At 41.9% G+C, this 23435-nt stretch carries 19 protein-coding genes and 1 other RNA gene; 3 read left to right on the top strand and 17 right to left on the bottom strand.

Annotated elements, in window-relative coordinates; all coding sequences use genetic code 11:
* Positions 1-21 precede the first annotated feature (21 nt).
* The 13 genes from NCY30_RS04275 to NCY30_RS04210 form a co-directional block, all read right to left on the bottom strand.
* On the bottom strand, positions 22-3849 hold the full coding sequence (locus tag NCY30_RS04275; protein WP_055182461.1) for a penicillin-binding Tp47 domain C-containing protein: 3828 nt from the start codon (positions 3847-3849) through the stop codon (positions 22-24).
* 117 nt (positions 3850-3966) lie between these two features.
* The gene (locus tag NCY30_RS04270) at positions 3967-4815 is read right to left on the bottom strand and encodes a 4Fe-4S binding protein (RefSeq protein ID WP_250818506.1); all 849 of its coding nucleotides are present in this window, start codon (positions 4813-4815) and stop codon (positions 3967-3969) included.
* The gene (locus tag NCY30_RS04265; protein WP_250818505.1) at positions 4816-5250 is read right to left on the bottom strand and encodes an FMN-binding protein; all 435 of its coding nucleotides are present in this window, start codon (positions 5248-5250) and stop codon (positions 4816-4818) included.
* A gap of 29 nt (positions 5251-5279) precedes the next feature.
* Entirely contained in the window at positions 5280-7031 is a 1752-nt protein-coding gene (locus NCY30_RS04260) for an FMN-binding protein (RefSeq protein ID WP_055182454.1), read from the bottom strand.
* Between the two features lie 11 nt (positions 7032-7042).
* Positions 7043-8134, bottom strand: a complete 1092-nt coding sequence (locus NCY30_RS04255) for an FAD:protein FMN transferase (protein WP_055182452.1) — start codon at positions 8132-8134, stop codon at positions 7043-7045.
* A gap of 226 nt (positions 8135-8360) precedes the next feature.
* Positions 8361-8711, bottom strand: a transfer-messenger RNA (tmRNA) gene (gene ssrA, locus NCY30_RS04250).
* A gap of 227 nt (positions 8712-8938) precedes the next feature.
* Positions 8939-10693: an ammonium transporter gene (locus NCY30_RS15075; RefSeq protein WP_173784989.1), complete on the bottom strand. Its 1755-nt coding sequence runs from the start codon at positions 10691-10693 to the stop codon at positions 8939-8941.
* 276 nt (positions 10694-10969) lie between these two features.
* Positions 10970-11203 (bottom strand): hypothetical protein, encoded by a 234-nt coding sequence (locus NCY30_RS04235; protein WP_006428087.1) that lies wholly within the window; start codon positions 11201-11203, stop codon positions 10970-10972.
* Positions 11204-11212: 9 nt separating this feature from the next.
* Positions 11213-11677, bottom strand: a complete 465-nt coding sequence (gene smpB, locus NCY30_RS04230; protein WP_006428086.1) for an SsrA-binding protein SmpB — start codon at positions 11675-11677, stop codon at positions 11213-11215.
* Complete coding sequence (gene rnr / locus NCY30_RS04225) at positions 11664-13820, bottom strand: ribonuclease R (RefSeq protein WP_250818504.1); 2157 nt, start codon at positions 13818-13820, stop codon at positions 11664-11666. The genes smpB and rnr overlap by 14 nt, the downstream gene beginning before the upstream one ends.
* A gap of 90 nt (positions 13821-13910) precedes the next feature.
* Positions 13911-14153, bottom strand: coding sequence for a preprotein translocase subunit SecG (gene secG / locus NCY30_RS04220; RefSeq protein ID WP_022415780.1), 243 nt, complete (start codon positions 14151-14153; stop codon positions 13911-13913).
* 94 nt (positions 14154-14247) lie between these two features.
* Complete coding sequence (gene eno / locus NCY30_RS04215; RefSeq protein ID WP_250818503.1) at positions 14248-15570, bottom strand: phosphopyruvate hydratase; 1323 nt, start codon at positions 15568-15570, stop codon at positions 14248-14250.
* A 102-nt stretch (positions 15571-15672) separates the two neighbouring features.
* Positions 15673-16788, bottom strand: a complete 1116-nt coding sequence (locus tag NCY30_RS04210) for a 4-hydroxybutyrate dehydrogenase (protein WP_139009418.1) — start codon at positions 16786-16788, stop codon at positions 15673-15675.
* 161 nt (positions 16789-16949) lie between these two features.
* Between NCY30_RS04210 and NCY30_RS04205 the strand changes: the two genes are divergently transcribed.
* Positions 16950-17792 carry a YitT family protein gene (locus NCY30_RS04205; RefSeq protein WP_006428081.1) on the top strand — a complete coding sequence of 281 codons (843 nt, stop codon included), beginning with the start codon at positions 16950-16952 and terminating at the stop codon, positions 17790-17792.
* 9 nt (positions 17793-17801) lie between these two features.
* Here the strand turns inward: NCY30_RS04205 and NCY30_RS04200 are convergent, their stop codons facing one another.
* From NCY30_RS04200 to NCY30_RS04185, 4 genes are all read right to left on the bottom strand, one after another.
* Positions 17802-18383 (bottom strand): TetR family transcriptional regulator, encoded by a 582-nt coding sequence (locus NCY30_RS04200; protein ID WP_173819450.1) that lies wholly within the window; start codon positions 18381-18383, stop codon positions 17802-17804.
* An 89-nt stretch (positions 18384-18472) separates the two neighbouring features.
* Entirely contained in the window at positions 18473-19057 is a 585-nt protein-coding gene (locus NCY30_RS04195) for a manganese efflux pump MntP (RefSeq protein ID WP_250818502.1), read from the bottom strand.
* Positions 19058-19334: 277 nt separating this feature from the next.
* Positions 19335-20513, bottom strand: coding sequence for a phosphoribosylaminoimidazolecarboxamide formyltransferase (locus tag NCY30_RS04190; RefSeq protein WP_250818501.1), 1179 nt, complete (start codon positions 20511-20513; stop codon positions 19335-19337).
* 24 nt (positions 20514-20537) lie between these two features.
* The gene (locus NCY30_RS04185; RefSeq protein ID WP_006428077.1) at positions 20538-21251 is read right to left on the bottom strand and encodes an IMP cyclohydrolase; all 714 of its coding nucleotides are present in this window, start codon (positions 21249-21251) and stop codon (positions 20538-20540) included.
* Between the two features lie 214 nt (positions 21252-21465).
* Here NCY30_RS04185 and NCY30_RS04180 point away from each other — a divergent pair, with 214 nt between their 5' ends.
* Together NCY30_RS04180 and NCY30_RS04175 are read left to right on the top strand one after the other, a co-directional pair.
* Complete coding sequence (locus NCY30_RS04180; RefSeq protein ID WP_250818500.1) at positions 21466-21693, top strand: hypothetical protein; 228 nt, start codon at positions 21466-21468, stop codon at positions 21691-21693.
* Between the two features lie 171 nt (positions 21694-21864).
* Positions 21865-23220 carry a radical SAM protein gene (locus NCY30_RS04175; protein WP_250818499.1) on the top strand — a complete coding sequence of 452 codons (1356 nt, stop codon included), beginning with the start codon at positions 21865-21867 and terminating at the stop codon, positions 23218-23220.
* Positions 23221-23435: the final 215 nt, after the last annotated feature.

Raw genomic sequence — 23435 nt, 5'->3', positions numbered from 1 at the left:
TGTTGTTTTATACAACTCATACTATTCTTCATCTTCTCTTTTCTTTCTCTTAAGTGAGAATCCTCCGATTCCGGCTCCGAGAGATGTTACTGCAAGTCCTAACCACGCAAACATGCTTGATGGATCTCCGGTCTTCGCAGCTTTTCCACTCTTCGTATTCAATGTGGATCCTGTCTTACCGGATTTGCCTGATGTACCGGTTGTTCCATTTGTACCGTTAACTTTCTGTCCTGCATCCTTTTTCACAAGTGCACTGATTGCTTTATTCAGCTTCTCAGTTGCTTTATCAACTGTATCCTGATTTTTCTTTTCTTTCAGTGCTGTGTCAGCCTCAGCCAGTGCTGACTGAAGTGCTTTCCAGCTGTCTGCTGTATAATCTGATTCTTTTAAAGCACCTGCTGCTTTAATTGCTTTTTCAAGTGCATCTGTTGATACTTCTTTCGTCGGCTCATCCGGTGTCGCTGCTTCCAGTGCGTCGATTGCTTTGTTCAGGCTATCTGCTGCTTTATCAACTGTATCCTGGCTCTCTTTTGCTTCCAGTGCAGATTTCGCTTTTGTCAGCTCTGACTGAAGTGCTTTCCAACTGTCTTTTGTATAATCTGATTCGTTTAATCCTTCTGCCTTTTCAATTGCTGCTGCAAGTTTCGTTGTATCTACTTCAGATGGCGCCGGAGTTTCTCCCGGAACTTTGTATGTAAATGTAAGAGGTGTTGTATAACCAGTTGATGTAACCGTGATCTGGAATTCTGTTCCGACCGCCGCATCTTTAAATGGTGCTGCATCTGTCACCAGCGTTCCGTCTTTATCAATAATCTTTACAGAACCTCTTCCACTTGCTGCATAATCGGTGCCGTTCACATTTACAGATGTAATATTTCCGATATAAGTATTGAATGCTTCCTCATTACTGTTTTCTGCCACTGTAAGCTTTTTGTTATCTGCATCATATGTTGCCGGCATATCTGTTGTTGACAGAATGAATGTTGTTTTCAAATCTGCATATTTTCCATTTTTATCTTTTACTGTAAGTGTATATTTCCCCGGATTAATTGAAGAATCTGCTTTAAATGTTAATACATTGCCTTCTACTTTCACATTCAATCCTTCAACGGTGTATTCCGGATCAAAATCATCCCTAAGATTCAGCTCTATCGCCGTCTTACCAGCAGAAATATCTGCATCTGCAACCTTAACAGCATCCTCTGTTTTTGCAAATTTTACAGGGACATAAAGATCATTAACATCAATTGTATATAGACCATTTGTTGTATAATATTCAATACTGTCAATCGTCTTGCCCATCATAGATGCATAATGCGCTGAAGATGTCGGGCAACCATGTACTGACTCTGTATATCCGGTACTCCAAGCGAGCTCATTTCCTCTCCAGATGTTCTCCAGATGACGCATACCATAGGCAGTTCCATCTGTTGTCTTTACAACGACTGCATTTACATTAGAAGATGCAATCTTATCTTCCGGAAGTCCGTCCAGATTGAGCTGGTAATCTCCATAAGAAGACTGTGTTAACAATTCTGCCGTAACACCTGTCAGAACTTCTGCTTTCTTTCCTTTAACCTCGCTGAATACAAGTTTTCCATCCTTGTCCATAGAAACTTCTTTGTAATTTGCAGGAGCCTCTGTCAATGGATAGTATGCATATGTCTCGTTTTCAAAAAGTGTATCTTTTCCTTCTAATGTTGTGGTAGATGTCTGTCCACGGTTCGTTACTGTAATATCAACTTTATCCGTATCTTTTACTTCTTTGTATTTTGTAAGATCTACTGAAGTATCTACTTTCACAGCAAATGTAATACCATCAATCTGTGATCCATCTGCATTTTCATGATAAGAACCACCTGCAAGTCCTGTAGTACGTGTCTTGTTCTTCGTTGCTGAAGTAAATACGTCAACATCCACATCATTGTTTGTTGTCTCTGATCTGTAGAATGCTGCGTATGGGATGTTCATGAGAACATAAGTCTCTTTTTTCTCTGCTTTTGCAAGTGCCTCGATTGCTGCATTCAGATGACTGGCTGCCTCATCTACTGTTGCCTGTGAATGCGGTGTTTTTAATTCATCTTTTGCTTCCTGAAGCTCTGTCTGCATTGCCGCCCAGCTGTCGGCCGTATAATCTGATTCCGTCAGACTTTCGGCTTTCTTAATTGCTGCTTCCAGATTTGTTGTACTGATCTCTTCTTTTGCGTCTTTTACGATGTTTTCATCTGTTGCCTGGAAATTATATGTTACATCTTTATACCCCAGTGCTGAAATTGTAATTGTCCAGTATCCTGTTCCATCTGTTCCTTCCGGCAATGTACAACGAAGTGATTTGGTAAGGCCAAGCTGAACCCCCATTGATTTATGCATCCAGTTATCTGCTGCAAATTTTGTTCCATATGTTGCTTTTGCATTTGTGTATGTACTGTCGTCTCCATAGTATGTCCATTTTACACTCTGCATATTGGCTCCGAGATCTCCGTAATTACCTGTCAGATCTACCCTTAAGAATTCTCCATAAGAACCATTTGCTTCTTTTACTGTAAGTCCTGCTTCTTCTGCGGATGGTGCTGTTTTTAATTCCTGTCCTTCAATACCGGAACCTGTTCCGGCTTCTTTTGCAGAAAAACTGAATGTTCCATCTGCATTCCTGGTTGCTGTCTTAAGTCCGTTTGTATCTGCTGTAACTTCTGCTTTCAGACCACTGTATGACTGCAGTTTATTTTCTGCAAATCCTCCTGCAAGTTCTCCGCCATTTTCTACAACTTTATATGCCTTGCAGAACGCTTCATAATCTTCTGATGCTACTTTTACCGGTACATATTTCAGACCTGTAACATCATATTTTACCATCTTCGTTGTTGTTCCATCTTCTTCCGTGATTGCTCCACGATTAAATGTAATCGTCTTTCCATTTGTCAGAACAGCTTTATCTGACGCTGTCCAATATGAGACCTCATAAGATTTCCCGTTTTCAGCCTCTATGGTTGCTGCGCACTGATAACTTCCTCTGTGAAGTCCATGATTCACGGTTGCACGTGTTACGACATCAAAAGCTCCTTTATCCAGCTCTCCTTTTTTATCAGCTTCACCTGATGATGAACTGTCTCCTGCTGCCTGTACTCCTTCTGCTGCCCAGTATTCCGCCCAGCTAAGTCCTGCATAGACATATTTATATTCTTCTTTTACTGCTGCTTTCAAGTTATCAATTGCACTATCAAGATTTTTTTTCGCTGCATCGACTGTATCCTGAGATTTCTTTTCAGCGAGTGCTGTCTCTGCAGACGCAAGTGCTGTCTTTAACGTATTCCATGTCTCAGCTGTGTAATCACTTTCTTTTAATGCTTTTGCTTTCGTAATTGAAGCTTCCAGAGCTGCTGTATCTACAGTTGCTGCTGTACTTGCTTCTGGTGCTGACTGGATTGCTTCTAATGCCGCTTTTTTTATGGCATCAGATGATCTTGTTGCAGTAGATACGGTATCCCAACTATTAATTGTATCTTCTGTTGCTGACTGACCAGCTAATTTTGATTTTATTCCCTTTGATTTAGAATATGCTTTGTTAAAATATGAATCGTTACCAGACTCATAGCCATTTTCCGGAGTTACTACAATATCAGAAAACTTTCCATCTTTTACAGTCAAGGCTACTCGGACATCATATTCATTCCATTCATCTTCATCATCATCCTCTGTTCTTGTGACATGTGCAGTCTTCGTATATGTTCCATCTTTTGCCACCTGATCTTTCGTTACCGCCATCGCCGGTACCGCCGGACAAATGCTGGCTGCCATGGTCGCCGACATCGCAACTGCCATTACTTTTGTCTTCATTTCTTTCTTTTTCATAAAAGCCTCCTTAATGAAAATATTTATTATTAAGTTAGTATTTTCTAACTTATAATCAAAAAAATTTTACTAATCAGACATGTGCGTTTTCCACACACGTCTGCATGTTATGTTATTTTATACGCCAAGCCAGATACATAATCCAAGTAATATCAAAGCTCTTAAGATTGTAAACCATATTTCATTGCCTCTGATCTTTTTCACTCCGCAGTGAATATTCTTCTTCGGACATGTATCTATACATTTCTGGCACTGGAAACAGCCACCTTCTACTTTCCAGGAACCGTCCGTCGGAAGTCCGATATTCGCCGGACATTTTCTGGAACATGCACTGCACTTTGGAATGCAGGATTCCCGGTCTCTGTGAAGTGCAAATGTCGGTAACACCGGAACCAGTGAGAATACAGCTCCCATCGGGCAGAAATTTCTGCAGAAAAATCTTTCCTCCAGACACATTCCGACAATCAGAAGCACCAGAATGACCAGCCCTATGAGATATCCATTCAGTTTAAAATTTCCTGCATGTATCATGGAAAATACATCCCACGGACTTGTTCCCTGCGCTTTATTGTATACACCGCCATAACACATAAATACGATGATTGCCAGAATCACATATTTCAGATATACAAGTCTGTCTGCAATCCGGTCCGGAATCTGCACCGGTTTCTTTTTCATCTTTTTGCAGATCAGTCTGTATAATGCATTCACTCCATCGCCAAGACTTCCAAATGCACAGGCGAATCCACAAAAGAATCTTCCGAAAACAGCAGTATATATACACACCACAATAAGTACAGTAACAAATGATGTCAGCGCCACTTTTTCGCCTGCGCCAATCTGTGTAAATATATATTTCACACCTGCAAATGCTGCCGTGTATACCGACGGAATAAAGATAAAATACAGCAATTGGATGATTGCCCTTATCCATATATGTATCTTTTTCAATTGTTTTGCATTCATTTATTTTACCGCCTTTTCTAATGCCTGTTTTGTCGCATTCTTAATTCCTGTAGAACTGAAAGTCGCACCACTGATCGTATCTACTTCTGCACTTTGCGCATCCAGAATCTTCGGTATAATATCTTTCGCCATAGTCAGATAAAAACCATCTTCTCCGTCAGCAGAGACAATATTTATTTCCTTAATCTTCTGCTTTTTTACTATTACTTCCACTTTAACAGTTCCACCAAATCCATCCGCTTCTCCGGTATATGTTCCGTCTTTATAAGAACCGTTTTTTGAATCCTCATCTTCTAAACTTTCCGTATTTTCGATTTTGGCATTCAGTTTTGCAATTTCCTCATCTTTTGCTCTGGCTTCCAGCACGGAATTATATCCCAATATCAACCCGACGATCACTACAAGGCTCATCAGGCGCATCCAGAATTCTCTCATTCTTCTCTCTCCTTTAACTCAGTCTCTTTTTACTGTCTTTTTGCAGAAAGCAATGCGTTCTCACACGCATCCAGGATTGCTTTTGAAGTGCAGGTTGCACCCGATACTGCATCAATTCCTTCTGTATTACCTTTCTCGATCAGCTGGCTTGTCACACCTTTTTTACTTGATGTTCCGTTTGCCGCGCGGAGGATATATCTGTCATTTGATGAATCTCCGTCCCCTTTTACATCGGTAACAGCAACGATCTTGTCATCCCGCACCGTCACTTTCAATGTCAGATTATAGGCCGTGAAATCTTCATCTTCATCTGGTCTGCACAGCGCACGTCCTTCATAGATACCATTTTTATATACTGTAGTATCATCTTCGCCATCGTCTTTTTTCTCCAGCAGTGCCAGTGCCTGGTTCAGATTCTCAAGAGCCTGGTCTACATCTTCCTGACTGATCTCTGTCTTATCTGTATCAAGCAGCTTCTGTGCATCTTCCATTCTGGTCTTAAGAACCGCATAGGTTGCTTCCGTATAATCCTCTTGTTTCAGTTCTTCTGCTTCTTTCATCACTTTTTCAAGTTCTGAAGTATCAGCTTTTTCTTTATCTGGTTCCGTTGTCTGTCCGTTTGTTACCTTTTCTGCTTCTTTTAATGCATTCTTCACTGCATTTATAAGACCATTTGAACTGTAAGTTGCTCCGGATACTACGTCCACATCCGTACTCTGTTTTTTCATAATATTTTTTACTACATCCATTGCACGGTTAAAGAATTTTTCATCATCATGATTCTTTGTTACGAGCACTGCCTTGATTGATTTATCCTGAAGAACCACCGCTACTTCTATCTCTCCGTTGTATCCTTCTGCCGTTCCGTAATAAATACCTTCTTTATATGGGAAATTGCCTTTAACAGTCGTATTGTCTTCTGTCTTAGAAGTATCTTCCGTCTTCGTATTTACAGACTGTGAATTTCCGCTTACTGCAGCCTGACGGAGTGCGTCTCTTACCGCACTCTTGATTCCGTTCGAACTGTAAGTCGCACCGGAGATTACATCTACATTTGTACTCTGCGATGAAATAATATTGCCGATCAATGCTTTTGCACGATTCAGATAACTGCTGTCATCATGATTCTCCACAACCTCAACAGACGCAATCTTTCCTCCGCTGATCACAACCTTAACTTTCAAAGTTCCTCCGAATCCGGTTCCTGTTCCATAATAGGTTCCATCTTTATATGCTGCCGCATCCTGTACGTCAGCCAGTGACAGTGTACTTCCCTGTGCCGCTGCATTTCCGGACTGGGATTCTCCCGTCTCTCCACTGTCTTTTTCTCCTGTCAATGCATTCTTCACTGCACTGATAATACCATTAGAGCTAAATGTTGCGCCAGACACCACATCCACATCCAGAGTCTGCCCTGCAATGATCCTGTCTATCACTGCTTTTGCACGGTTAAAGAATGCTGCATCGTCCGAAGAACTTAAGATATCGATTGCCGTAATCTGTTTATCTTTGATCGTTACCGCAACAGTCACCTCGCCGGCATAACCGGTTCCTGTTCCTTTATAGATTCCGTCTGCCAGATCAAAAGAACCTTTTGCCTTGCTTTCTGTCTTCTTCGCTTCATCGGCATCCGTTGTCTTTGTCTCTTTCGTCTGCGCCTGAGCTTCATAAACCGGTGCCTGATAGCCGCTTAATGACACCCCGATACAGGCTGCAACTACAATCGCCGAGGTAGCCGGTGCACCCTGTTTTATTTTTTTGATCACTTTTTCTTTATCCATGTCTTCCACCTCTACTTTTTCATTATGTTTACCTTATAATCCGATTGAAAATCATCCGCAATTCCTTCTGATACATATAATTGATCGTCATCCGTAAGCAGGATCACATCAAATTTATCGCTATACTTCTTCCAGAATTTCTCTGCTTTCTCTTTTCCCATGATAAAAAGCGAAGTAGATAATCCATCCGCAAGTGTTCCATCATCACTTACGATTGTCACCGAAGTCAGTCCGTTCTCTGCCGGATAGCCGGTAGCCGGATCAATAATATGGTGATATTTCTTCCCGTTTTTTTCAAAGTATCTCTCATATCCACCCGATGTAATAACCGCCTTGTCCTTTGCCTGCAGGATTCCAAGATAATTTCCGTCTTCATCCGGACTTTCTACCGCAACCTTCCATGCACTTCCATCTGGTTTTGCACCAAGAAGCTGTACATTTCCTCCAAGACTTACCAGGCCGCTCGTCACACCACACTTTTTATAAATCTGCATAATCCTTGAAGATGTATATCCCTTCGCAATGCCTCCGAAATCAATTTTCACATTCTTGGGCAACGTGATTTTTTTTGTCTTTTTGTCATATTGGATCTTCGATGCATCTACATTCTTCAGTAACGCACTCAGTTCATCCTCCGCAGGAATCCGGTAATTCTCCGTTGTAAATCCCCATGCATCCATGACCGGGTAGATGGATATGTCAAATACTCCTTTTGTCTGTTTATATATTTTTTCAGAGCGTTCATACAAGTACGCCGTGTCATCCGAAACAACCGCTTCCCCGTTTTGATTTAATTTGTACACTTCACTGTTTTCATTTCCGGTAGACAACATTTCATCCAGCCGTTTGATCTCTGTCTCAGCTTTATCTACTGCTTCAGATGCATGCTCTCCATATGCTGTTACCGTCATATACGTATCCATCGCAAATATATCGCGGCTTTGCTTTTCTTCACTGGATTTTTCGGAATTTTCACTTTTGGAATCTTCTTTTTTATCTGTCTGCGTCTGTGTTTTCTTGGCGGATGCCGTACTGTTTCCACATCCAACGGTTCCCATTGACACCGCCGCACATAAAATGGCTATTACAATCTTTCTTTTCATTCTTTATCCTCTATATCTATAGTTACTTTCATCTACCAATAGTTAGTCCGTGTTGTTTTCAGTTCTGTTCTTCTAACTCAATAAATGTACCATATGTTTTTTTCTGCTTCAATTCTTTTTTTGATATTGATATTTATTATCATTTAATTCCACTGTTGATTTTCCACCAAAAAAGCGCAAAAAAAATATCCTGAAATCTTTGATTCTTTCAAAAATTTCAGGATATCAGTGGACCTGGCGGGAGTTGAACCCGCGTCCGAAAGCCCATCCATTCGAGCATCTCCCATCACAGTCATTATATTAACATTCCCTCCATGCGGCACCTAATGACAGGTTCCCCACTTTAGTAGCTTCATAAATTCTTCCATCCCCTCAAAGCTTTGGGAACGAAGTGCTCCGCCTGTTTGAAGCCGGTGACCCGAACAGCGGATGATCCGGGGCCGACTGCGGCCTAATTAGGCTGCGTACGCTAATTCTGTATTGTCTGCGTTTATATTTAAGTGGAACTTTTAACGTAGTGTCCCGCTACGGATGGCTTCTCCAACTTCCAGACCCCCGTCGAAACCAGTACAAGCCCTGATTGTAATGCTTTTCTGGTTTGCAGACTGTCTTTACGTAAATTTAATTATAGTCTTAATCAATTTCATTTGTCAAGCCTCTCACCTAATAAAATTTGAGATAATACAGATAATTGGCAACTCCTTCCGAATACATGACAGTGAAAAGAGACATATTCGAACTTCTATTCTATATGCCTCTTCTCACTATACATAATAAACCACTATATTGTTGTAAACTTTTTTCTTACTCTACATCTTTCAATGCATCATAATCTTCTTCGCCGGTACGAACCTTGACAACCTTCTGTACATTGTAAACGAATATCTTTCCGTCTCCGACATGTCCGGTATAAAGAGTTCTCTTCACAGTCTCAATCACTTTGTCTACCGGAATGCTTCCTACGATAACTTCTACTTTAACCTTTGGAAGTACGGTTACATCCATCTCAACTCCACGGTATTTCTCACCGGCACCTTTCTGAACACCACATCCCATAACCTGTGTGACTGTCATTCCTGTTACTCCAAGATCATTGAGTGCAGTTTTCAGTTTTTCATATCTTGAAAGTTTGGCAATGATAACAACTTTATGTATTCCAGTCTCAGGATCTACAGGAGCAGTTACTTTGACAGATGCAGCTCTCTGTGCTTCTGAAGCTTCATCATAATCATTTTCTCCAAGCTCTGTATTCTCATTGATACTCATGCTTCCTTCTGTGATATCCATCAGACTGAAACCTGCATATGCAGATGCCAGACCATGTTCTTTCACATCCAGACCTACAATCTCTTCTTCTTCTGTTACTCGAAGACCTACCGTCTTATCGATAATCTTAAATACAATCGTCATGGTTATGATCGTCCATGCCATTACGGTTACTACACCAAGCAGCTGTAAGCCAAGCTGGTGGAATCCGCCGCCGTAGAACAGACCTTTCAATGTGCACTCTGGTGCTGTTTTTGTTGCAAAGAGACCGACTGCGATCGTTCCCCAGATACCATTTAAGCAATGAACTGCAACTGCTCCGACCGGGTCATCTACATGAGCAACATTGTCACAGAACCATACGCCAAATACAACCAGAAGTCCGGCTACCACACCGATGATGATCGCACCTGTTGCATCAACGACATCACAAGGTGCAGTGATTGCTACCAGACCTGCAAGTGAAGCATTCAGACACATCGATACATCCGGTTTGCCATATCTAAGCCATGTAAATATCATACATACAACCGTTGCGATTGCCGGTGCGATCGTTGTTGCCATAAAGATCGATGCAAACTGTGGACCTGTCGTAGCGGCAGCTCCGTTGAATCCATACCATCCAAACCAGAGGATGAAACATCCAAGTGCACCGATTACAATGTTATGTCCAGGGAATGCATGTACCTTTGTTACTTTTCCATCTTTATCTCTGGTAAATTTACCAATTCTGGCTCCTTCCAGTGCGGCTCCGATAAATGCTGTTGTTCCACCAACCATGTGGATTGCACAGGAACCTGCAAAATCATGGAATCCTAAACTTGCAAGCCATCCACCGCCCCAGATCCAGTGTGCCTCGATCGGATATACAACAGCGGAGATCACTGCGGAATAAATACAATAAGATAAGAATTTGGTACGTTCTGCCATTGCTCCGGATACGATGGTTGCCGTTGTCGCACAGAACACCAGGTTAAATACAAAATTGGACCAGTCAAAATTTGCATAATCGGTAAAAATTCCAAGTGTCGGAGTTCCGATAAATCCGCCAAGTGCATCTTCACCAAGCAAAATTCCAAATCCCAATGGGATAAATACACAAGTTCCTATACAAAAGTCCATCAGGTTCTTCATAATAATATTGCCGGCATTCTTCGCTCTGGTGAATCCTGCCTCTACCATTGCAAATCCAGCCTGCATGAAAAATACAAATGCTGCACCGATCAGGAACCAGATTCCAAATACCTGTGTGCCTACGGCATCCTGTATCGCCGATAATACTTCTTTCGTCATAATGTCTCCTCCTTCATCCTTCAGATGTCCGATAACGAAAAAGAGTGTGCACTTCCGTGGTCGACTCACGAAAATGTACACACCCTTGTGCTATCCTTTTATATAAAAGAAAAAGCGCCTCGAAATGATTCTTTCGAAGCGCCCTTGCTTTTATGTCCCGTAGTTTAACGCCGTGAACTTTTTTTGTCAAGGAAATTTCTGACATTTTTCTGACGTCACACACAATTTCGTTTAATTATCACAACACGATCTTATTTTTCTTATATTTTTTCTACATTATTCCAGACCAAGAATTTCTCCAAGTACTTCTATAATAATTTCATTGGTGCAGGATTTTACAAATCCCATCATATGTAATGAGATCTCATCCTGCTTCTGAGCTTCCGTCAGTTCCGGATTTCTGTTCGTTTCATTAATAAGCTGTACCAGATGTGGTGTCAGCTCCTCGTAGGTCTCTAATGTCGTCTGGGTAACCAGATTTCTTAATTCTTCTTTCTTTGTAGGTACCATTCTTTTCTCCTATCTGAGTTTCATCTTGAAATCACGTTCTGCTTCACGTCTCTGATCCTTTTTGGCGATATCCTGACGTTTATCATATAATTTCTTACCTTTTGCCAGACCAATCTCCACCTTTACAAGGCTGCCTTTGAAATATACTTTCAATGGAACGATTGCCATTCCCTTTTCCTTCGTTTTACCGATCAGTTTATTGATCTCTGATTTATGAAGGAGTAATTTTCTGACTCTGAGTGGGTCTTTATTAAAGATATTTCCCTTTTCATATGGACTGATATGCATACCGTAGATAAAGACTTCTCCATTTTCAATACGGATAAAGGATTCTTTGATACTGCATTTTCCCATACGGAGTGACTTTACTTCTGTTCCGTGCAGAGCAATTCCTGTCTCGATCTTATCCAGGATAAAATAATCATGATATGCCTTTTTATTATTTGCAACCATCTTGTCATTACTCTTCGCCATCTCCGGCACCTCCCTGATTCACAATCTTAAAATCAATCGTACGCATCAGACGATCTGCATCCAGCACCTGTACTCTTAAGGCTTCTCCCAGTTTGTACACTTTCCGTGTATGCATTCCTATCATCTCATAACGTTCTTCATTGTATTCATAATGATCATCGGTCATATTTGTTACATGGACCAGACCTTCTATCGTATTCGGAAGCTCTACATACATACCCCATTTAGTAATTCCAGAGATCACACCGTCGAATTCCTCTCCGATATGTGCCTGCATGTATTCTGTCTTCTTGAGTTTGATTGTCTCTCGTTCTGCCTCATCCGCACGACGTTCCATCTCACTGGAACGCTTTGCAACTTCCGGAAGGATCGACTGGTAGTGTTCAATCTTACTTTCATTCATTCTTCCCCGCAGGTTATCCTTAATGATCCGATGGATCTGAAGATCCGGATATCTTCGGATCGGAGAAGTAAAATGCGTATAATAATTCGCCGCCAGTCCAAAATGTCCGTCATTCTCTGCCGTATACTTTGCCTGTTTCATCGAACGAAGTGCCAGACGGCTGATCATTGCCTCTTCCGGTGTATCTTCCACTTTCGTTAGTAACTTTTGTATTTCTTTTGGTCTAATTTCATTAACTCCAATATGCATTGAATACCCAAAATTATTGATAAATGTTGCCAGTGTACGGATTTTTTCTTCATCCGGCGCTTCGTGGGTACGGTATACAAATGGAAGCTCCTGCCAGTAGTAATCTTCTGCAACCGTCTCATTTGCCAAAAGCATGAAATCCTCGATGATCTTCGTTGCAACATTTCTGTCATATGGTTTAATATCGATCGGCTTTCCATTCTCATCCAGAATCATCTTCGTCTCCGGGAAATCAAAATCAATGGAACCGCGTTTCTTCCTTCGGGCTCTTAAAATACCCGAAAGCTCCTGCATCCGTTCGAACATCGGAACCAGTTCTTTGTATTCTGCGGTCTCCGCTTCATCATGATCCGTTAAAATCTTCTTTACGCTGGTATAGGACATTCTGCGATCCACATGAATTACTGTCTCAGCGATCTCATGTGCGATCACATCACCTGACGGATCCACTGTCATGATGCAGCTGAGTGCAAGTCTGTCCTCTCCTGCATTGAGTGAACACATTCCATTCGAAAGTGTATGTGGAAGCATCGGGATCACACGGTCTACCAGATATACACTTGTCCCCCTTTCCAGTGCCTCTCTATCAAGTGCACTGTTCTCCTGCACATAATTCGTCACATCTGCAATATGCACGCCCAGAATATAATTTTCTCCCTCTTTTACAAGGGATACCGCATCATCCAGATCCTTTGCATCTTCTCCGTCAATCGTGACCATCTGCCAGTCACGCAGATCCTTTCTTCCATTCATGTCAGCTTCGCTGACCGGTTTTGCAACACGCTCTGCCTGTCTTAATACTTTATCCGGAAATTCTACCGGGAGGTCATACCCTTTTACGATCGACATGATATCTGTTCCCGGATCATTCAGATGACCGATGATCTCCACGATTTTTCCTTCTGGTTTCTTTCCATTCTCTCCATAAGAGGTCAGCTCCACTACAACTTTGTGTCCATCCACTGCCCCTCTTGATTTTTCAATCGGTACAAATATGTCCTGATCCAGTCTCTGGTTATCCGGAATCACGAATCCAAACTTCTTTCCCGGCTTCATGCGGTAAAGTCCGACTACTTTTGAAAGCCCCCGCTCCAGAATCTTCACGATCTTTCCTTCACGGCTTCTTCCTTCCGGTTCTTTTGTAAGTACGATCTCAACATGATCTCCATCAAATGCACCACAGGTATCATCCGCACCGATGAATACATCCTCTGAATCTCCTTCGTCCAGCACCACAAAGCCAAATCCCTTAAGACTTGCCCGGAACACACCGGTCAGACGCTTTGCATGTCCCTTGCAGTATTTTCCTCTCTTGGAAAGATATATCTTTCCTTCCTGCTCCAACGCTTCCAGGATCTGTCTTAACTCATCTCTGTCTTCTTTTGCCACGCGAAGAAGCATTGCCAGTTCCTTGAATTTCATCGGTGTATATAAATCATCACAGATCAGATCATAGACAACTTTTTTTCTTTTATCAAATTTCTTACTCATATCTCTATGCTCCCCTGCATATTCTGTGTTCCAAAAAGGGACACTCCCATACAGGAGTGTCCCTTTCATCTTCTAAAAATATGCTCTATCCTATGCAAATACTTTTAAATTCAACACTGCTGCCAGTACAATAAACAGAATCGCAAGGAATTTTGTCGACTTCACCAGTGCACCTTCCATAGAACGGCCCTTGTTCTGTCCCCAGTAAGTATCAGCGATACCACTAATGGCACCAAGCCCTGCTGACTTACCTTCCTGCATCAGTACGATAACTGTTAAAGCGATACAGTCTATTGCAAATATTATCATTAATACAATCTTCAAAATGTCCACTATTCACACCTCCTGCGGATAAACCACATATATTCTATCACAGGATGGCCGATAAGGCAAGCTAATCTCATTCAAAATCTTATCTCAGGCAGGATTAAATCTGTACATTTTCTATTTTTTCTTCAAATGGGTTCTGATATACAGCCACATCCCCCAATCTTTCCTCTATCCGTAATAATTGATTATACTTTTCCACCCGTTCCGACCGGCATGGGGCTCCTGTTTTTATCTGCCCTGCATCTGCCGCCACTGCAATATCTGCAATGAAAGAATCGGCAGTCTCTCCCGAACGGTGTGAGATTACCGTCTTATATCCGGCATTCTGCGCCATCTTTACTGCTTCAAAGCTCTCCGTCAGTGTCCCGATCTGATTCACTTTGATCAGTATCGCATTCGCCGCTTTTCTTCTGATCCCTTTGGCAAGTCTTCTGGTATTCGTCACAAACAAATCGTCTCCTACCAGCTGCACCCGCTCTCCGAGCCTGTCCGTCAGCGTCTTCCATCCTTCCCAGTCATCTTCATCCAATGGATCTTCAATGGATACAATCGGATATTTTTCTATAATATCTTCGTAATAATCGATCAGTTCCTCTGCAGAACGGACGATCTTATATCCTTTTTTCTTTGCCTCACCGTCGAATACGTATTTTTTAAAATTCTTATCATATAACTCGGATGCTGCTACGTCCAATGCGATAGCTACCTCTTCGCCCGGCCGGTATCCGGCCTTTTCCACCGCTTTTACCATCAGACGCAGGACCTCATCTGCATTGTGAAGATCCGGTGCAAATCCTCCTTCGTCTCCTACTGCAGTACTGTATTCCAACGTTTTCAAAACTCTCTTCAGTTCATGATATACTTCCGCACACATCTGAAGTCCGGTCTTAAAATCTTTTGCCCCTACCGGCATGATCATAAATTCCTGAATATCAATCGTATTATCCGCATGTCTTCCGCCATTCATGATATTCATCATCGGAACCGGAAGTTTTTTCACATTTGTGCCGCCAAGATACGAATACAGCGGAAGTCCCAACGCCCCGGCCGCCGCTCTTGCAGCCGCCAGCGAGACTCCAAGCATGGCATTGGCACCAAGATTGGATTTGTTCTTTGTTCCGTCAAGCCTGATCATCGCCTGATCGATCGCTGCCTGATCCAGTACATTCATGCCGATCACTTCCGGCGCAATCCTTGCATTGACATGATCTGCCGCCTGCTGCACGCCCAGTCCTCCATATCGTTCTTCTTTATCCCGTAATTCAACTGCTTCATATTTTCCGGTCGATGCACCGGACGGAACACTTGCTCTTCCGCAGAATTCATCTCCGGCAAGTACTTCCACTTCTATCGTCGGATTTCCTCTCGAATCAAGTATTTCTCTTGCGTATACATCCGTAATGGGTAAATACTTATACATTATTTCTATCCTCCTCTTTATAGAAGATAGTATGTTCCGATCCGAAGCAAAACATTCAGTTTTTAATCTGAATCACGCTCTTTTGTATTATTAATATAAAAATTAATACAATTCTTTATAAATCTCTGCCATCTGCTGCCAGGTCAGTTTCACATAGCTTTGATTCAGAAGTCTCTGCTGTGTCTCTTCAACTGTCTTCGCAAAGCTCTCGATTTCTTCTTCCTTCATTCCATATTCATGTAACGGTTTTCTTGCAATGATCTGATCCAGAAGTTTCTCAATCTTGGTATATACTTCATCTGATTTGCACTTTAATATATTGCTTAAGAAATTATTTAGTTTCTTTATTCTGCCATTTGGATCTAATTCCTGATATTTTGCGAATACAGCTGTCAGGAACTGATAGTTCGCTTCTCCATGTGTGACATGATACACGCCACTCAGAGGATAAGACATGGCGTGCACCGCTCCTGTTCCTGCATTGCCGAATGCAATACCGGCAAGATTGCTTGCTGTCAGGAAATCATCCAGCAGATTCATTCTGTATTCTTCCCCATGTTCAGCAATCTTCTGGAATCCTTCAATGATCATCTCCATTGCCTTCATACTGAACATCTGTGTATATAAAGTTGCTTTCGGCGATACATAGGATTCAATCGCATGAATGAACGCATCAATCGCACTTGTCGCAAAAAATGAATACGGAAGACCGGTCAGAAGCTCCGGAATCAGCACTGCACGATCTGCATAGATCTCATCGACAGCAAGTCCCATCTTTGTATGTAACTTCGTAAACTCTGCAATTGATACATTGGAAACTTCCGAACCGGCACCACAAGTCGTCGGCACTGCGATCAGAGTCTTCTCTCTTTTAAGCGGTACCTTCCTGCCAAAGATCTCTTCGGCGGTGTAATTTCCTTCAAGCACCAGGATCTTCGCCATATCGATAACAGCTCCTCCTCCGATTGCAATAATTCTGTCACAATCCGTCTTACGGAAATCTGCCAGCAATGCATCGATCATCACATCTGTAGGCTCACCTTTTCCATATTTACTTTTAAATTCCACATGTGCTTCCAGCCCAAGTGGTGCAAAATATGTCTCATATGTACTTTTACTTGCAAGAATAAAATCATTCTTACCTATATTATATTCTTCTGCGAAATCTTTTGCGTGTTCAAATTTCTGTACTTCTGCCTTCTGCCAAAAAAGTTTCATTTTTTCTTATCCTCCCGGTCATTTTTCTGAATATTTTGTCTCTTAATAATATACCACCAATCCGTTGACTTTTCCAGACACGAGCGTTACAATCATTGAGGATATGAAAGATTTCTTTCATATCCAAATAATTGCAAAAGGAAAACTGGGGAATTTTTCAAATGAAAGAACATTTAAAAAACTTTGCACTACTCACTGGCAGTACACTGATCATGGCAGTGGGTATCTACTTTTTCAAGTTCGCCAACAACTTCACGTTTGGCGGTATCACCGGTTTTGCGGTACTCGTTGCCAAGTTCACTCCTCTTTCGGCCAGTGATTTTTCCTTCATTGCGAATATGCTCCTTCTGATCATAGGGCTTTTCGTTCTCGGGAAAAAATTTGCTGCACAGACTGCATACAGTAGTATCCTACTTTCTGTCACGCTGTCCGGACTGGAACGTATCTATCCAATGAGCCACCCGCTTACCAACGAACCATTGCTGGAACTGATCTTCGCGATTGTACTTCCTGCCATCGGTTCGGCCATTCTGTTCAATATCGGAGCATCCAGCGGGGGCACGGATGTTATTGCCATGATATTGAAGAAATACACCAGCGTTGACATCGGAAAAGGCTTGCTTGCTTCCGATATCTTATTCACAATCGCCGGTTTCTTCGTATTTGATATTAAGACGGGTCTTTATTCACTGCTCGGTCTTACGATGCGTTCGACACTGATCGACAGTCTGATTGAAAGTCTGAACCGCTCGAAGTATTTCCACGTGGTATGCAGCGAGCCGGAACCAATCTGTGAATTTATCAAAAATGACCTGAAACGAGGTGCAACAATCGTACTCGCCCAAGGTGCCTTCACAGGCGATGACAAATATATCATCCTGACTGTACTTAGTCCAAATGAAGCAATCAAGCTTCGTAATTTCATAAAAGCTCATACAACTGGTGCATTCTTACTGATATCCAATACCAGCGAGATTATAGGAAAAGGGTTCCACTCTGTGTAGTGAAACCCTTTATTTTTTCTCCGTATTCTCAATGTCCAACAGATCCAGGATTGAATGTGACATCATATACTGATAAAATTCCATTGCATCTCCCGCCGAAATATTTTTGCTTTCCCGGATAAGCCAGTATTTCAGTCCATTCACCAATGATATTGCATGAAATTCCAGAAATACCTTTTCGTCGACGTGTGGCATATTTCTTAAGTGTTTTAACGGATGATGCTTTACCAGAATTTCTTCCATATGGAAAACCTGTCCATACAGCATCTCCTCAAAGGAATTCTGCCCTGTTACTTCAAATACCTTTTCGTAATAAGTCTTGTCTTCTCCAAATCTCTGGAACAAAAGCTGCAGAGACTCCATTCCATGTTCCTGCTCCATAAGTTCTGAGACTTCTTTAAATACGTCTTCCCACAGAAGCCATTCCATCACTTCGTATTTGTCCTGAAAATAATTATAGAACGTCGGACGTATCACCCCTGCTGCATCTGTGATCATCTTGATCGTCAGTTTTTCAAATCCTTTTTTCGCCACCAGTTCTTTAAATTTTTCTCCCAATAGTGCTTTTGTTAATTCACTTTTGCGCTCCATCTCATCACCTTAATTTTTCTCAGATAACTTGTAGTAAATTATTATACCCCTGCTATCCGGCAAAATCTACCGTCAAATTGCTCCATTTTTTACGTATAATAATGGAGAATTACGTCGAAACTGGCAAGTAAAAGGAGTGCTCCCCCGACCCAGTATGCACGTCTGTTTTCTTTCAGTCCCAGTCTGTATCCTGCAAATATACCGATTACCGCTTCCAGAACTGTTACCGGGAATAACACCAATGACTCTTCGATCATGGCTGTATCCAGGAATCCAAGTCCCATTCCGACAAAGAACGCATCGACATTCGTTACCAGTGCAAGAAGCGTTGTTTTCTTCCATTCGATCTCATCTTTTCTGCGTTCCAACACCTTCTTTTTACGGATTCCTTTGAGGATCATATAGATGCCAAGTGCCGCAAAGATCAGCACTGTCAGACCTTCCCATCTGTCAGCCGCCGTCTTCGTTCTGATAATAGACAGTAACGGCAGCAATGTGATCAGGTTTCCAAGTACCAGTACCCCAAGCTGGATACCGCCAAACAGAACGCTTAAGAGGACCAGATTCTTCCATCTGATCTTTGAAAATCCGGCTCCCATATAGGCCGCCGCCACAAATACATCGATCGATAATCCAACGGATACAATCAACAGTTCCATCGTTGACAATTGCATCGCCTTCTTTCTTTTCTCCTATTTTAGCCTATTTAGAATCGTTTTTGAAGAAACAAATGCTATATAGATACCGAAATCGTACTACATTTTCCTCTATTTGTATAAAAACCAAATATACTCGATATATAAATATGATATATAGTAACTCCCGTAACTCTTTTGTTCCTGAATACTTTGGTATCTAAAAAACGAGAAAGCTACGCTCTTACGTAACCTTCCCGCTTTCTGCGACATATATAGTATAACTTTAGGATGTGTCTCTTATATTATATCCCGATTAGTGATGGAATAAACGGATTCCGGTAAATGACATCACCATATCATATTTATTACATGTTGCAATTACATTGTCATCACGTACGGATCCACCCGGCTGTGCAATGTATTTTACACCACTCTTATGCGCACGCTCGATATTATCCCCAAATGGGAAGAATGCATCTGATCCAAGTGCAACATCGGTCAGTTTGTCCAGCCATTCTCTCTTGGCTTCTCTTGTGAATACTTCCGGTTTTTCTTTGAAGATTGCCGGCCATGCATCGTCTGCAAGCACGTCCATGTAATCGTCTCCCATATAGAGATCGATCGCATTGTCTCTGTCTGCACGTCTGATTCCATCCACGAATGGAAGATTCATAACCTGCGGTGACTGTCTGAGCCACCAGTTATCTGCTTTGCCTCCTGCAAGACGTGTACAATGGATTCTGGACTGCTGTCCTGCACCGATACCGATTGCCTGTCCGTCTTTTACGAAACATACAGAGTTGGACTGTGTATATTTTAATGTAATCATAGAGATTGCGAGATCAATTTTCGCCTGCTCTGTCAGTTTTTTGTTCTCTGTCACGATATTTGAGAAGAAATCACCGTCAATCTTTAATTCATTTCTTCCCTGCTCAAATGTAACACCGAATACCTGCTTGTGTTCGATTGGAGCCGGTACATAATCCGGATCGATCTGGATTACATTGTAGTTCCCTTTTTTCTTTGCTTTTAAGATTTCCAGCGCTTCCGGTTCATATCCAGGAGCGATCACACCATCGGATACTTCACGTTTGATCAGTTTGGCAGTATCCACGTCACATACATCAGACAGAGAAATAAAATCTCCGAAAGAAGACATACGGTCTGCGCCTCTTGCTCTTGCGTATGCAGATGCAAGCGGAGATAATTCTCCAAGATCATCTACCCAGTAGATCTTTGCAAGCGTATCACTCAGTGGAAGTCCGACTGCGGCACCTGCAGGAGATACATGCTTGAATGATGTAGCTGCCGGAAGTCCGGTTGCTTTCTTTAACTCACTTACAAGCTGCCATCCGTTAAATGCATCCAGGAAATTGATATATCCCGGTCTTCCATTCAGAACCTTGATCGGCAGTTCACTTCCGTCTTCCATATAGATTCTGGAAGGTTTCTGGTTCGGATTACATCCATATTTCAGTTCTAATTCGTTCATATCTATTCTCCTTATCGATTCCTCTTACTGGTTCTTATTGATGATCTTTGTCTCATATGTACCTGTCGCGATATCAATATAGCGTACGAATAATGATACTTTGTTGTCCGCATTCAGGCTGTTCCATAAGCTGTCGGCAAATGCATCCATATCATCCGGAATTGCGATCAGTTTTGGTTCTCCTTCAAAGCTCGGAAGCGGATTGCCGTCACATTTGTATGTATGGATGAAATGTCCTTCTCCTGCTGCAGGATTCTCATATGCAAATGTATAACGGTTGCAGCTTTCCGGATTGCCGTTGTTGCTCTTTAGGATTGACATTGCGTAGTTAAATGTTCCATTTTCAATATGCATAACACCAGAAATTCTAGGTGTGTAGTTCGGTCCGTCTGGTTCGAATTCACGGCTTCTGAGTGACTGTTCAAATGTAAGCTGCTTGTCCATGCCCTCGTAGATGGTATCTGTCTGATCTCCGTTGGTTACGATTGTCTTGTTGCCAAGTACTCGTACCGGTGCATAAATGATCAGGCTTGGATCAGTCAGTTTGGATGGATCAAATGCCTGTGTGCGGATGCCTTCCCCTTCTTCTACAAACACACGGTTACGGCTGTTCTCACTTCTTCCCATAATAAAGTAAGCAGTTACAGCTTTGGTCCCATCTGCACTCTTTCCTATAATAATGCCACGTCCCGGGTAAGAATTGCCCTGCAGTTCCTTCTCGATTGATAACATTTCCATGAATACATCTCCTTTTCCTATGTGGTTTTGAACGTTTCTATCCCTATTATATATAAAACCTTCTTATTTTTCCACCCCTTTTTATAAGTATAATTAAAAAAGTTCGTTTTTTTATAAGTACAATTTACAATTTGAAGCACAAAAGCGACCTATATTATAATTCGGAGAACAAGATTTATTTTATGAAAAGGGGGATTTCTCATGAAACATCTACATGTACTCGCACTACCTTGTCTTATGGCCGCTCTTCTGCTTTCCGGCTGCAGCCAGATTTGAATCCGGCACTTATTACTCCATTGATGAAACCTCCCGTGCACTGGTAGAAAAGCTTGAACATTACGCAGCTTCCCCGGTCTATGGAGACGAGACAACAACAGATATTTCCTTAAACGGACATACGCTATCAGATTCCGGTAATGAAGATTCCAACTGCAAAAATTAGGAACTATCATTTGCCCAATGCCTGAATAAACGCTGATTCTTTTTGTATGGCAATTGCCAAAATACGACAATATACGATTAATGTCGCATTTGCTTGAATCTGAAAATCAAAAGTTTTAAGATAAGGTAACTGCAAAGAGAATATAATGCAGTAAAATGAGGAGGTAACACTATGAATGTTGTAGACACAGTAAAAAACGCCGCCTTTGCTTCCGCTATTCAGGCAGCACTTAACTACATGGATAAGGATCCTGAAACTAATATTCCAAAGGTTATGAGTATCGTTGACAAGGCTGCACCAGAAGGCTGGTATGAAAGTCAGCGTAATGCGATCCGTCAGGGTATCGCCGAAAAAGGTAATTGGTATCAGCTTGCACAGAAAGTATGGGATCTGGATCCAGGTGTACGAAAAACTTTCTTTACAAACTTTATTGTTAACGCTTCTTTGAAGGGTTCTGCTCTTCAGAAGGAAACCGAGGAAAAAGAAGACTGTAATGTTCCTTGGGCAATTTTATTAGATCCGACTTCAGCCTGTAACCTGCACTGTACCGGATGCTGGGCTGCAGAATACGGACATAAACTGAATCTTTCTCTCGAAACGATCGATGACATCGTAACACAGGGAAAGAAACTTGGTACATACATGTATATCTATACCGGTGGGGAACCAATGGTACGTAAAAAAGATATCATCACAATCTGCGAACGTCATCCTGACTGTGAATTCTTATCTTTCACAAATGGTACACTGATCGATGAAGAATTCTGTCAGGAAATGTTAAGAGTTAAGAACTTCGTTCCTGCAATCAGTCTGGAAGGATTTGAAACTGCCAATGACGGACGCCGTGGTCCTGGTGTGTTTGATAAAGTAAAACATGCTATGCAGTTATTAAAAGAACACAACCTTCCATTTGGTATCTCAACCTGTTATACAAGTATGAACTACAAAGATATCACAAGTGAAGAATTCTACGATATGATCATCGAAGCCGGTGCTTTATTCATCTGGTTCTTCCACTATATGCCAGTTGGAAATGACGCCGCTCCGGAACTTATGCCAAATCCAGAGCAGAGAAAAGCTGTATACGAACGTATCCGTGCTTTCAGAAGCTCCAAACCAATCTTCAGTCTGGACTTCCAGAATGATGCGGAATACATCGGCGGATGTATCGCGGGCGGACGTTACTACCTGCACATCAATGCAGCCGGAGATGTGGATCCTTGTGTATTCATCCATTATTCGAATGCCAATATCCATGAAGTCAGCCTTCTGGATGCATTAAAGAGTCCAATCTTCCAGGCATACCGAAAAGGACAGCCATTCAATGACAACATGCTGCGCCCATGTCCAATGCTTGAGAATCCGGAATGCTTACCAAAGATGGTAAAAGAGACCGGTGCTCACTCTACCGATCCACAGTCACCGGAAGATGTACAGCATCTTTGCGATAAATGTAAGCCTTACGCTGAGGCCTGGACGAAGATGGCTGATAAGCTTTGGGTGGAGAGACAGACAGCGAAGAAGTAATTTTCTATTTAATGCATCATGGCGGCTGTCACCGACCGGAATAAAACTACAAGGTCCCAGCCTGTGCTGACTCCAACATGGGGAAATTCTAAAGCAAAAAAGTTGACCTAAAAACGAGCTCACAAAAAATCCAAACTCGACATTCGTCTCAGACAGTGGATTTTTTGTGAGCAAACGGTCAACTTTTTTACTTAAGAATTTCCAACCATGAGTCC

Origin of the sequence: Dorea sp. MB18-49, assembly GCF_023669465.1 — a bacterium.
GTDB classification, from domain to species: domain Bacteria; phylum Bacillota; class Clostridia; order Lachnospirales; family Lachnospiraceae; genus Dorea_A; species Dorea_A longicatena.
Note: the sequence above shows the minus strand (reverse complement) of the source record. Positions and strands in the feature narration are given on the sequence as shown.

Coding starts and splice junctions, on each gene's coding strand:
- NCY30_RS04275 (WP_055182461.1), bottom strand. CDS start 3,849: ATGAAAAAGAAAGAAATGAAGACAAAAGTAATGGCAGTTGCGATGTCG.
- NCY30_RS04270 (WP_250818506.1), bottom strand. CDS start 4,815: ATGAATGCAAAACAATTGAAAAAGATACATATATGGATAAGGGCAATC.
- NCY30_RS04265 (WP_250818505.1), bottom strand. CDS start 5,250: ATGAGAGAATTCTGGATGCGCCTGATGAGCCTTGTAGTGATCGTCGGG.
- NCY30_RS04260 (WP_055182454.1), bottom strand. CDS start 7,031: ATGGATAAAGAAAAAGTGATCAAAAAAATAAAACAGGGTGCACCGGCT.
- NCY30_RS04255 (WP_055182452.1), bottom strand. CDS start 8,134: ATGAAAAGAAAGATTGTAATAGCCATTTTATGTGCGGCGGTGTCAATG.
- NCY30_RS15075 (WP_173784989.1), bottom strand. CDS start 10,693: ATGACGAAAGAAGTATTATCGGCGATACAGGATGCCGTAGGCACACAG.
- NCY30_RS04235 (WP_006428087.1), bottom strand. CDS start 11,203: ATGGTACCTACAAAGAAAGAAGAATTAAGAAATCTGGTTACCCAGACG.
- smpB (WP_006428086.1), bottom strand. CDS start 11,677: ATGGCGAAGAGTAATGACAAGATGGTTGCAAATAATAAAAAGGCATAT.
- rnr (WP_250818504.1), bottom strand. CDS start 13,820: ATGAGTAAGAAATTTGATAAAAGAAAAAAAGTTGTCTATGATCTGATC.
- eno (WP_250818503.1), bottom strand. CDS start 15,570: ATGTATAAGTATTTACCCATTACGGATGTATACGCAAGAGAAATACTT.
- NCY30_RS04210 (WP_139009418.1), bottom strand. CDS start 16,788: ATGAAACTTTTTTGGCAGAAGGCAGAAGTACAGAAATTTGAACACGCA.
- NCY30_RS04205 (WP_006428081.1), top strand. CDS start 16,950: ATGAAAGAACATTTAAAAAACTTTGCACTACTCACTGGCAGTACACTG.
- NCY30_RS04200 (WP_173819450.1), bottom strand. CDS start 18,383: ATGGAGCGCAAAAGTGAATTAACAAAAGCACTATTGGGAGAAAAATTT.
- NCY30_RS04195 (WP_250818502.1), bottom strand. CDS start 19,057: ATGCAATTGTCAACGATGGAACTGTTGATTGTATCCGTTGGATTATCG.
- NCY30_RS04190 (WP_250818501.1), bottom strand. CDS start 20,513: ATGAACGAATTAGAACTGAAATATGGATGTAATCCGAACCAGAAACCT.
- NCY30_RS04185 (WP_006428077.1), bottom strand. CDS start 21,251: ATGGAAATGTTATCAATCGAGAAGGAACTGCAGGGCAATTCTTACCCG.
- NCY30_RS04180 (WP_250818500.1), top strand. CDS start 21,466: ATGTACTCGCACTACCTTGTCTTATGGCCGCTCTTCTGCTTTCCGGCT.
- NCY30_RS04175 (WP_250818499.1), top strand. CDS start 21,865: ATGAATGTTGTAGACACAGTAAAAAACGCCGCCTTTGCTTCCGCTATT.